Annotated in this window: 11 protein-coding genes and 1 tRNA gene; 7 read left to right on the forward strand and 5 right to left on the reverse strand. The window is 54.0% G+C overall.

Annotated elements, in window-relative coordinates; genetic code table 11:
* Nucleotides 1–93: 93 nt before the first annotated feature.
* Complete coding sequence (locus KI809_RS10175; RefSeq protein WP_214171425.1) at nucleotides 94–1,626, forward strand: ArnT family glycosyltransferase; 1,533 nt, start codon at nucleotides 94–96, stop codon at nucleotides 1,624–1,626.
* Nucleotides 1,627–1,747: 121 nt separating this feature from the next.
* On the opposite strand, the gene KI809_RS10180 is transcribed toward KI809_RS10175, so the two are convergent.
* A tRNA-Cys gene (locus KI809_RS10180) sits at nucleotides 1,748–1,822 on the reverse strand.
* Between the two features lie 224 nt (nucleotides 1,823–2,046).
* Here KI809_RS10180 and KI809_RS10185 point away from each other — a divergent pair.
* From KI809_RS10185 to KI809_RS10200, 4 genes are all read left to right on the forward strand, one after another.
* On the forward strand, nucleotides 2,047–2,493 hold the full coding sequence (locus KI809_RS10185; RefSeq protein WP_214171426.1) for an NADH-quinone oxidoreductase subunit A: 447 nt from the start codon (nucleotides 2,047–2,049) through the stop codon (nucleotides 2,491–2,493).
* A complete protein-coding gene (locus tag KI809_RS10190; protein WP_214171427.1) occupies nucleotides 2,490–4,865 on the forward strand; it encodes an NADH-quinone oxidoreductase subunit B/C/D in 2,376 nt (791 codons plus the stop codon). The genes KI809_RS10185 and KI809_RS10190 overlap by 4 nt, the downstream gene beginning before the upstream one ends.
* A 95-nt stretch (nucleotides 4,866–4,960) precedes the next feature.
* Complete coding sequence (gene fdhD, locus KI809_RS10195; protein ID WP_214171428.1) at nucleotides 4,961–5,716, forward strand: formate dehydrogenase accessory sulfurtransferase FdhD; 756 nt, start codon at nucleotides 4,961–4,963, stop codon at nucleotides 5,714–5,716.
* Between the two features lie 31 nt (nucleotides 5,717–5,747).
* Nucleotides 5,748–7,925 carry an aldehyde ferredoxin oxidoreductase C-terminal domain-containing protein gene (locus KI809_RS10200; RefSeq protein ID WP_214171429.1) on the forward strand — a complete coding sequence of 726 codons (2,178 nt, stop codon included), beginning with the start codon at nucleotides 5,748–5,750 and terminating at the stop codon, nucleotides 7,923–7,925.
* Between the two features lie 80 nt (nucleotides 7,926–8,005).
* On the opposite strand, the gene KI809_RS10205 is transcribed toward KI809_RS10200, so the two are convergent.
* The 4 genes from KI809_RS10205 to KI809_RS10220 form a co-directional block, all read right to left on the reverse strand.
* The gene (locus KI809_RS10205) at nucleotides 8,006–8,335 is read right to left on the reverse strand and encodes a type II toxin-antitoxin system PemK/MazF family toxin (RefSeq protein ID WP_337833304.1); all 330 of its coding nucleotides are present in this window, start codon (nucleotides 8,333–8,335) and stop codon (nucleotides 8,006–8,008) included.
* The gene (locus tag KI809_RS10210) at nucleotides 8,323–8,577 is read right to left on the reverse strand and encodes an AbrB/MazE/SpoVT family DNA-binding domain-containing protein (protein ID WP_214171431.1); all 255 of its coding nucleotides are present in this window, start codon (nucleotides 8,575–8,577) and stop codon (nucleotides 8,323–8,325) included. Before KI809_RS10210 ends, KI809_RS10205 begins: the two co-directional genes overlap by 13 nt.
* Before the next feature lie 159 nt (nucleotides 8,578–8,736).
* Nucleotides 8,737–9,255 (reverse strand): hypothetical protein, encoded by a 519-nt coding sequence (locus KI809_RS10215; protein WP_214171432.1) that lies wholly within the window; start codon nucleotides 9,253–9,255, stop codon nucleotides 8,737–8,739.
* Between the two features lie 56 nt (nucleotides 9,256–9,311).
* Complete coding sequence (locus tag KI809_RS10220; RefSeq protein ID WP_214171433.1) at nucleotides 9,312–10,235, reverse strand: DUF4145 domain-containing protein; 924 nt, start codon at nucleotides 10,233–10,235, stop codon at nucleotides 9,312–9,314.
* 243 nt (nucleotides 10,236–10,478) lie between these two features.
* Between KI809_RS10220 and nuoE the strand changes: the two genes are divergently transcribed.
* Both nuoE and KI809_RS10230 read left to right on the forward strand, forming a co-directional pair.
* Entirely contained in the window at nucleotides 10,479–10,946 is a 468-nt protein-coding gene (gene nuoE, locus KI809_RS10225; RefSeq protein WP_214171434.1) for an NADH-quinone oxidoreductase subunit NuoE, read from the forward strand.
* The gene (locus KI809_RS10230; protein ID WP_214171435.1) at nucleotides 10,943–11,251 is read left to right on the forward strand and encodes a c-type cytochrome; all 309 of its coding nucleotides are present in this window, start codon (nucleotides 10,943–10,945) and stop codon (nucleotides 11,249–11,251) included. The genes nuoE and KI809_RS10230 overlap by 4 nt, the downstream gene beginning before the upstream one ends.
* Nucleotides 11,252–11,258 lie beyond the last annotated feature (7 nt).

Consider the following 11,258-nt stretch of genomic DNA (forward strand, 5'->3'; position numbering starts at 1 on the left):
GTTTTTTGGATCTTGCCATTGATTCGTAGTTGAAGTCTCTCCGGGACTCTTTGGCGACAGACATTACGCCTAATTAGACTGAAAGGATCGGTTTTGAAAAAATTCTTTTATATAGTTCCTATTGTTGTCGCTTTCGGTATTTATTCCGTAGCATTCAATAATTTCTTCGTTTTTGATGACTTCATATGGATTCATAGAGCTAGAACTCTGACGCAAAACTGGAGTCAGATGTTCTATTCCGAGGGAATCTATTTTGACCCTTTAGTTTACCTCATGTTCCTGGCCGATTCCCTTATCGCCGGCCCTGATTCAAGGTGGTACCACGCAATGGACCTACTGATTCACGCCGTCAACTCACTTCTTGTCTACCGCTTTGTCAATCTGTTAAGTGGCGATGAGAAAGCCGGACTCTACGGAAGCGTTCTGTTTGCATCATCTTTCGCAATTGCCGATGCCGTACTCTGGCCGTCATCACGAGTCGACCTTGTTTCGGTGATGTTCTCTCTGGGGACACTGACCCTGTTCTTAAAGTATTTACGCGGCGAAAACAGCCGTTTTCTCTGGCTGGCATGCCTGCTGTTCGTACTTGCCTTGGGAGCAAAAGGTACGCCGGTTGTTGTTCCTTTTATTTTGCTCTGGTTTGTCTACGCCGAACAAAAACCGGGCGATAAATACTTATCGGTAGCTCCGTTCGGCTTATTGGTGCTCCTGTACTTTACCTTGTTGAAGATCGCCCCGAATCAGGGGGTTACAAGTTTCACCCCAGGGCTGCACCTTAACCTGCGTAATTTCTCTCTCTCTTTAGATGCGCTCTTTATCCCGGAACGATACCTGGAAGTCCTGAATCCGGCAATAACCGCTATTGTGCTGGCCGTTCCGGTTATAGCGCTCGGGCTTATGAATTTTACTTCAGAGTCGTCAACTCGTTTGCGCAGGACCGGAGTCGTCATTCTTGCAGTGTCACTGTTGCCAGTGCTAGTGCTCAAAGACTTTAAACTGGCTACCGTCGAGAACCCGATCAATCTGCTTTCTAGTCCAAGCCACAGGGTTTACTTGGCGTCCATTGGAGTTGCTCTAATAGGAGGAGGGGTTCTACGATCTCTTGAAATTCTAATAAAGCGGTACTCTCTTAAAGGAGGGGCATTAGCAACAACTATTATCCTTTTCGGGGTCATTTGCTTCAACGCAATTGAAGTAAGAGAACGAGACCTTTTGTGGGAGGGTGAAGGGGATGGGATACGTTTGAGACTTCTTGAACTTCTCAACTACCGGAACAGGATCGTGGAAGATGGCTATGTTGGATTGTCTAATTTCCCGGGGTCACGAGGCTTTTTGAATCCTATGATCAAAGCCTACTTTAATCTCAATAAGATTACCACTGAGCAGGTTCAGCATGTGGGAATGACTTTTGACCCGGAGAAGTTAAAACGAGCAGAGAGAAGCTCATTTTTTGTGATGGGCAACGACCTCAAGTTGTATGATTTAAGCGACCAAGTCAAAAACCTGCTGTTACTGTGCAGGCAGGCAAGCCTCAATCAAGCGCGGCCGGAATACATTAATGAAATCAATAAGCTTACGGCACAGATAAATAACAATATTGACGAAATTCTTCAAAACAACCCATAGAACCTTAGTTTAATGGTACCTCTGCACCCGAAAAGCCCGGAAGGACAGTTTTGTAGCAAACCGCTTGCTTGTTGCAAAAGGCACAAAAAAAAGCCCGATAAAATCGGGCTTTACAGAATTTTGGAGGCGACGATCGGATTTGAACCGATGAATGAAGCTTTTGCAGAGCTTTGCCTTACCACTTGGCCACGTCGCCTTGCTATGAACTCGTTACCGAGCGACGTACTTTTTAGCCTTTTTTCATCCCAATGTCAACCAATAATCCGCTCACTTTTCTGCGAACAGCTTCCTGACCGCAACCTCAATTGACATGGCGACCGCTAGCGGTAATCTTGAATCAGGAGACAGCGCTCCACAGCGGATAGATACCGGCCGAGGGCTGTTTACTTTCCCAATTGCGGCTGATGTTCTGAGGGTGTCATGACCGGCAACAATGAAATATTCGCGCTCACTGCCTATGGGTTGATAACGGTCGTCATTGTCGGAGTACTGCTGGCAGCGGCATGGTGGCTCGGCGCCAAGACCGGCAACAAAAACAAGGATCTCCCCTACGAATCAGGGATCATCCCCAGCGGCTCGGCCCGCATTGCCCAATATATCCCGTTTTACCTGGTGGCCATCTTTTTCATCGTCTTTGATGTGGAGACCGCCTTTATCCTTAGCTGGGCGACGGTCTGGGACCTGCTCGGCCTGAGTGGGATGATCCATATCTCGTTCTTCATCGTTGCCCTGCTGCTGGGGCTGGTGTGGGTGTGGTTGAAGGGGGGCTTGGATTGGGGACCAAGCAAGAATTATCAGTTCAAGGTTCAAAGTTCAAAGCTTCCGGATGCCCAACCTCGAACCACAAACCTCGAACCTCGAACATGACAAAAAATACGATCCCCGACAATATCCTGCTCACCTCCCTTGACGACCTGATCAACTGGGGGCGGGCCAACTCGCTCTGGCCGATGTTTTTCGGGCTGTCGTGCTGCTTCGTCGAGATGATGACCTCGTTCACCTCGCGCCACGACATCTCACGCTTCGGGGCCGAGGTGCTGCGGGGCACGCCGCGCGAGGCCGACCTGATGGTGATCGCCGGCACGGTGTTCCGGAAGATGGCGCCTTCGATCCTCCGGCTATACGAGCAAATGGCCGAACCGCGCTGGGTGATCTCCATGGGGAGCTGCGCCAATTCAGGCGGTATGTACGATGTCTACAGCGTGGTGCAGGGGGTGAACCAGATCATCCCGGTGGATGTCTATGTGCCGGGGTGTCCGCCCCGTCCCGAGGCGTTCATGCAGGGGCTGATGCTGCTCCAGGAAAAGATTCGCGCTGACGAGCGGCCGGCGCGGCCGGTGCTGCATATGCAGGGTGGCACGCAGGGGACAGTGACGCCGGTGCTGGTCGATGGCGCTACCAAGAGCTGCGATACCCGCGGTCCCGGCATGGCCGGAACCGCCATCCGCGGTGTCTCGGTCGGCCATCCCAAGCCGTGGCTCCCCCGCTCCGATGAGATGTGGCGGCCTCCGGCAGCCAGGCACGACTACCCGGATTTCGGCATGGCGAGCGAACTGGAACTGGCGTTCAACCACCGGGTGGCCAGGGACAACAACGCCACCGACATGCTCACCTACCGCATCCCGGCGGAGCTGCTCCCGGAAGTGGTCCGGCACCTGAAGGACCGCAGCAGCGCGCCGTTCAAGCGTCTCGAAGATATCGCCGCAGTTGACGACTCCTGCCGCCAGGATCGGGGGCGCTTCAAGGATTACACGGTCAACTACCACCTGCTCAACTTCGACATTCCGGGTCATATCCGGCTCAAGGTGGAACTGGCCGGCGACTCCCCGGAACTGCCGAGCGTGACCGAGGTCTTCCCAGCAGCCTCCTGGTATGAGCGGGAGGTGTTCGACATGTACGGCATCGGCTTCAGCGGCCACCAGAACCTCAAGCGGATTCTGATGCCGGATGACTGGCAGGGACACCCGCTGCGCAAGGGGCACCCGTTCCGGGCCACCGAGATGGCACCCTACACCACCGCCGATGCCCGGCGCCACCAGGCACTGCCGGCCAGCGATTACTTCGACCGTATCGACGACGAGACCCTGATCCTCAATCTCGGTCCGCAGCACCCAGGCACCCACGGCATCATCCGGTTCATGCTCAAGCTGAGCGGCGAAGAAATCGTTGATATGGATACGGACATCGGCTACCACCACCGCGGCGCGGAAAAGATCGCCGAGCGACAGCACTGGAACCAGTTCATCCCCTACACCGACCGGATCGATTACCTGGCCGGGGGACAGAACAACCTGGCCTACGTCACCAGCGTGGAGAGGCTGTGCAACATCACGGTGCCGGACCGGGCCATCACCATCCGGGTGATGCTGGCCGAGCTGTTTAGAATCGCCAACCACCTGGTCTGGCTCGGCACCTTTGCCGCCGATGTCGGCGCCATGACCCCGGTCTTCTATACCTTTACCGACCGGGAAAAGATCTTCGACATCGTGGAGCTGATCACCGGCGGCCGGATGCACCCGGCCTGGTTCCGCATCGGCGGCGTGGCCGAAGACCTGCCCGACGGCTGGGAACGGCTGGTGGCCGATTTCCTGGCCTGGATGCCGCCCCGGCTCAAGGAGTACGACGACCTGCTGCTGGGCAACCCGATCTTCAAACAGCGCTTACAGGGTGTAGGGGTAATCTCCAAGGAGGACGCCATCGAATGGGGCTTGTCCGGCCCTAACCTGCGCGCCTGCGGCGTGGAGTGGGATCTGCGCAAGAAGCTCCCCTACAACGGCTACCAGCATTTCCATTTTGAGGTGCCGACCTTTGATAGCGGCGACTGCTGGGCCCGCTACCTGGTGCGCCGGGCCGAGATGCGGGAATCGTTGCACATCGTCCGCCAGTGCTGGAAGGAGATGCCCCCTGGTCGCTGGATCACCGACGATTACCGGTTTGTCCTGCCGCAGAAACGGGACACCCTGCACGACATCGAGTCCTTGATCCACCATTTCGTCAACTCCACGCGGGGGATGGCACCGCCCAAGGGGGAGCACTACGCGGCTATAGAGGCGCCCAAGGGGGAGAACGGCTATTTCGTGGTCTCGGACGGGCTCAATATCCCGTACCGGGTGCGGATCAAGACCCCCAGCTTCCCGCACATCCAGGCGCTGCCGCAGATGAGCAAGGGGTGGCTGGTGGCGGATTTCCTGGCGATTATCGGATCGATCGACTTCGTGCTGGCAGACCTGGACCGATGAACATGCCGACCCTTGTCCGGCAATAAGCACCCTCCTGTTTTCCCGCACTTTTTTTGCTTTACCTCACACAGGCCCTTTAGTATTCTCTTTTCGTCATGCTCAAATACAGCGGCGGAACCCTGTCCGATACCCATAATCACTTTCCCAAGGAATACCCTCTCAAGTTGACGGTCAACGGCCGTGAGCTGGCAACCCTGATCGCATCACCGCATGATCTGCGGTTTCTCGTGGCAGGGTTCCTGCGCACCCAGGGGTTTGTCCGGGAAGTGGGCGATTTCCAGACGTTTAGTGTCTGCGACCAGTTTGGCGAGGCCAGGGTGCATATCCGCGGTGAAATCCCCGACCAGCTGACGCCGGTCCTGACCTCAGGCTGTGGAACCGGCATCAGCTTCTCGCTCAATGCCGGCCCGGCTCGGGAGGTTCCGAAGGACGTCCGTTTTGCCCCAGCCGCGATCTTTGCCATGATGCACGATATGGGGCACCGTGCCGAACACTACTGTCGCCATGGCGGCATCCACTCCGCCGCGGTCAGTGACGGCGACCGGATTATCTTCCATGCTGAAGATCTCGGGCGCCACAACACCATCGACCGGCTCGCCGGGCAGGCGCTCTTTGCCGGTATCGACCTCACCGGCAGCATGCTCCTCACCTCCGGCCGGGTCTCCGCTGAGATGGCATCCAAGGCGGCATCTCTCGGCGTTGCCCTGATCGCCTCCCGCACCTCCCCGACCGATATGGCCGTCGAGATCTGCACCCGGCACAATATCGGCCTGGCAGGCTATGTTCGCGGCAATAGCTTTCGCATCGCCGCCTGTCCGGAACGTTTCGAGCTTGACGCAGCAGCTGACTGATCATCACTACCCGAATCAAAGGAACGCACTTATGGAATACACACAAGGAACCATAACCCGGGGCTATACCAACAGAATCCTGGAGATCGACCTCAACGACAGCGCTATCGCCATCACCCCGCTCGACCCTCAGGTGCGCGATTACTTTATCGGCGGCCGCAGTCTCGGCCTCTACCTGCTGCACCGCTCCATAACGCTGGAGACCAAGGCAACCGACCCCGCGAACCCGCTTATCCTTGCCAACGGCCCGCTGGGAGGGATTCCGCAATTCCCCGGCACTGCCAAGGCCATGGCCGTTGCCCTGTCGCCGTTGACCGGAGTCCCCGGGGTCTCCAATTTCGGCGGCTACTTTGGCGCGTTCCTGAAATACGCCGGTTTCGACGCCATCAAGGTTACCGGCACAGCCGGTCGCGACAGCGTGATCGTTATCAACGGGTTCACTCACGAAGTAACGGTCGAGGACGCTCCGGCCGACGACGAATCCTTTGATCTGGAAAAGCATATTGCCGAGCGGTTTACCGCTGCCGGCTACGACAAGCGTAACATCGCCTTCATGTCCACCGGCACCGGTGCTGCCCACACCAGCTACGGCTGCATCAACAGCCACTATTACGATGTCACCAAGCCGACCCCGACCGGTCGGGGGGTGTTCCGCACCAAGCAGGCCGGCAGGACCGGCATCGGCTCGGTGATGGCCGCCAAGCGGGTCAGCGCCATCATTGTGCTGGCCGAATACCCGCACGGCGAAAACCCGTACGGCGCGGCAGACTGGGACAAAGTGAAACAGGCCGGGGCGCGGTTGCACAAGATTGTCAAGGAAGTCGATCCCCAGCAGTTGAAGATGCACCGCAAGGGTAGCGTCGGGCTGATCACCTTCATGAGCAAACATGAATACCAGTCGCTGCCGGTAAGGAATTTCCAGGGGGGCTCAGACCCGCGGGCAGTCCAGATCTGCGGCAAGCATTACGCGGAACACCTGTTCGAACACCGCGGCATGGATGGCTGCTTCCCCGGCTGCAACCTGCAGTGCAACAAGGGCGGCTGGGTGACGCTGGTCTCGGGAACCCACCAGGGACAAAGAGTCTGGGTCGATGGCCCGGAATACGAGACTGCCGCCGGCTTCGGCTCCAACCTCGATGTCTGGAGCGCCGAGTTCATCATGGAGGCCAACTGGCACTGCGACAACTACGGTATCGACACTATCACCACCGCCACCATCATGGCGTTTCTCATGGAGTGTTTCCAGCGAGGCTACCTGACCTCGGCGGAAACCGAAGGACTGGAACTGACCTGGGGCAACGAAGCGGCATCCTTCGAGTTCATCCACCAGCTCGCCCGCGGCAAGACCGAGCTTACCCGGATCGCCGGCAAGGGGATGCTCGAACTGGAAGAGTGGGTTGCCCGAAAATACCAGGAACGCACCGGCACGGATCCCAGGGCTGATCTCGCCCTGTTCGCCATGCAGACCAAGGGACTTCCCTTCTCGTTCTACCGCACCCACCGGTCACTCTCCATGCAGGGCTCCTATGCCGCGGCAAGCGACATCGGCGCCCACCATGCCGCCGCCTGGCTCATAAAAGCCGACCTCCTCGGCGCATTCCCGTCATTCCAGGACAAGGCCAAGGCTTTGATGGCCTACCCGAGGGTGCGGCTGGGGAACGACAACCTGGGCGTCTGCAAACTGCCGTGGGTCGATGTCTTCAACCCCGCATCCGCCGAACGGGTCGGTACGGACATCTACATCAACCCGGCATCCCAGGAGATCTACGCCGATTTCTACAACGGCGTCCTCGGCACTGACCTCGACTGGGAGGAGATCTTCGAGCAGACCGACCGCGACATCAACCTGCAGCGGGTCATGAACGTCATGACATACGGGGCCGCAACCGGGGATTACGACTGGATACCCGACCGGGCGATCGGTCCGACGGAAGACGCGCTCTACGAGACCGAAGCCGACTATAACGACGGGGAAGTGGCGTCGATCCTGGTCAAAGGGATCGAAGAGGTACAAAAGATGCCCACGCCAGAGAAGCGCACCATCCTGATGGAGCATCGCAAAAACGAACTGCGCCGCCTGGTAGATGTCTACTACGACGCTCGCGGCTGGAGCGAGAACGGCATCCCGGCCGTGGAAACTCTGCAGTATCTGGGCTTGTGGGACTATCTCGGCAGTGAGACCAAAGAGCGGCTGCAACAGTTGCTCTGATTAGTTGTTGGTAAGTTGATAAAAAAAAGGCCTTGCAAGGATGACACTTGCAGGGCCTTTTTTGTCAAGGAAGGCAAGACCTATGGAGCAAACATTTCAGCAAGAATAGATAAAACCTCTTCCTGCGTGTTTTTGCCAGCTTTCCCGAGTTTCTGAACGAGTCGTGCCTTGTCAACGGTTCTTATCTGGTCAAGGACCACTTGTCCATTTTTTCCTTGGAGAGAACAAGACACTCGGGTGGGATAATCCCTGCCCTTGGTTGTCATTGGGGCAACTATTACGGTCGCAACATACCGGTTCATTTCATCTGGAGAGATAATAAGACAAGGTCTGGCTTTGCGAATTTCATGGCCGACGGTTGGATCCAGATTGACAAGATAGACATCGAAGCGTTTGACTACCATTGCCATTCTTCCTTTTCCCACTCTGTTTGTACGCTCAAATCGTCGTCGATGATCTTATCGTCGCTGCTTTCAGCCATGAGTTTGAATTTTTCTCCCCATCCTTGACGGGGATGTGAAGCTGAGCGGATGATGATCTTTTCATCCTCTACATCAAGCTCAACTTCAGTTCCAAGGTGGCTCTGCTGAAGGAGAACCTTGGGGATTCTTATACCTTGCGAATTGCCTATGCGAATAATGCTTGTCCTCATATATGATTTCCTCCGTTAAATAATGGAGTTATTTGTAGCCACATTGTAATTACTAAAATGGAGATCGTCAAGATATTCTTCGAGGATTATAAATATTGAGCGAACGGCTTCGCCGCTGAGCCGTGAGCATCAGCGAATCGCCTCAAGTGTCATGTTATGTCATTTTGCTAAAGCATTAAGTTGACGTTCAATCCCTGCTTTTATTTTATTAGTGCCCTGCCCAAGGACAGTAAGATAGCCTTCCCATTCACGATAGAGTCCGGGTATTTCGCCTTCTGTTATTCCGTGTCCAGAGAGGACTTTCTTCTCTAATTCAATAAAGTTATTTTTAAGCGGAGTGTGCCCACCATCCAATGTCTCCAGGTGTGGAACTAGGTCTGGTGCATAGCTTCGTATGAGCATTTTTAGCCGGCTTACATCGGACCCGGGATGGTTGCGGTTATTAAGAAAAGTGTCCTTGTCGGCCGGTAGGTTCTGTCTTGCATTTATCATCTCTCGCCTATGTCCGTCATATATTGCTTGGCAGAGGCCATACGCCGTCTCTAGTTTTTCAGCTAGAAGTTTCTTTTTCGTATTCTTTTCGTTTAGTCGACTTTGAAGGAATGCACCACCATAGCCACATAAAGCTCCCAACACTACATTTAGTGATCCTACGAATACGTTTGCAGCATCTCCCATTGCACTTAGCCTCTTTAGAATTTGGTTAACGACATAAGTGTTAAAACACTACCGGATCATAAAAATGAGAATTCATCCTCTTCATTTACTTGCGGCTTACTAACCTCTCCAATTGTGTAAAGCTGAATGTCACGACCGTCAATTTTCTCGATTTTTTCAAGCTTTAAGTACGCAATATTACCAGCTGAAATATCATCGATAAGTTTTGCCTCAAATGATGTAAGTGATTGCGTTACTAAACGTCTTTTTCTGCCTAATATATTCGCAACACTCATAGTTTCGCCCAACTTAAGTTGTTTTACACTTGAGGAAAGGGCTTTGAGAAACTCATCATAGGTCTCAATGACTGTTTCAAGCCTTTTTGCTTTTTTTTCTAAAATAAAGACCGAATTCAGAAGATGCTCTACAATTTCTAAAGCAACTCTAAGCTCTGACTCATTCGGTTCGAGAATTTCATGTGCAGCATCATTACCAAGAAATCTAATTGCATGCAGGCGACGCTTATCACCATTAGATACGTGGCCAGCTTTAAATAATTGATCAATTCTTTTCTCTAGAGAATTACCAGATATTTTTAGATGATTACATGTGGCCTCAATAGTTGCTCTTAAACCAACACTGGCTAAAATATAAGCTTCTTCACCGTATGCTGATAACGTCTGCTGGTATACGTTTCTTATGACATCAGGAATATAGTAACTACAATCTAGCCTCTTATGATTTCTTATCGTTTTTGGAAACAATGATACTGTTGTTGTATGTTCATAATTTCCGTCATCTGTCTCATGAACGTCGCAATAATCGTCATATTGATATCTAAAAGCTATGTTCAGGCACCCACGGCATCTTATTACCTGCCAAGTTTCAGCATCTGGATACTCATCTGGATCAGCGCTAATGTGATGAATGTACATTTCTTCATGCTGAGTCTTTCTTGCACACCTTTTACAGTCCGCCCAAATTATCTTTTCCTCTGACATAGTTGCCTCTTATTTCGAATTATTTGCCTAACGGGGGCCGCGGCGCGTTAACGCCCACAGGGGGCAGACAGACAGATTAACCGCCCATAATCCTGACATATCCGCCTTTTACACCACCCTTTCCCCTATTACAACCGGAAAATACTATTTTAAAAAACCGCTAGTTAGCAAACTGAGTGCTTTAGGAAGAACATTTGCGGCTTAAGCGGTTGCTCATCTGCCAATTGATGATAGTTTTTAGATATGATTCCTGACACCCTGAAATCCAAACTGCAGCAACGTATATCCCACGCTGTCACCCCGCGGGAGGCGGCGGTGGATGTGCTGAAGATGCTGCAGGCGCATTACGGCTGGCTTACCGACGAGGCGGTCGCTGAGGCGGCGGAACTGCTCGGGCTCTCCACCCTGCAGGTGGATGAACTGGCCACCTTTTACGAGATGCTCTACCGCCGACCGGTGGGCAGAAGAGTGATCCATGTCTGCGACTCCATCTCCTGCTGGTCCATGGGTGGAGAGGCGCTCATAGCCCACTTTTCGAAGTACCTGGGGATAAAACCGGGCGAGACCACCGAAGATGGCGCTTTCACCCTCCTCCCCTGCTGCTGCCTCGGCAACTGCAGGGAGGCGCCGACCGTTATGATCGGCGACACCATCTACGATCGGGTGACACCGGAGTTGGCAGAGCAGATCGTGGCAAAGGAGAGAACATGAAGCCATCGGGAGCCGTTCTAATGGCATCAGGAGGCTTATTGTGGGCAACCGCTGCAGCTGCAGCGGACGGCAAAGCGCTGTTCGAGCAGCACTGTTCCGGCTGCCATTACCAGGGGACAAACGCGGTATATCCGAGCAGGCCGTTGTTTCGCCTGTACCGCGAAGCCAACGGGCTAAAGACCCCCAAGGACCTGGTGGCCAAGATGCGCCGCGGCGGTCAGGGGATGCCGAGCTTTACGGCAAAACAGCTTTCCGACGCGGATGCGAGGGCCATTGCCGAATACATCATCAGGACCTTTGATTGAGCCGGAT

It is taken from the genome of Geoanaerobacter pelophilus (genome assembly GCF_018476885.1).
GTDB lineage: Bacteria > Desulfobacterota > Desulfuromonadia > Geobacterales > DSM-12255 > Geoanaerobacter > Geoanaerobacter pelophilus.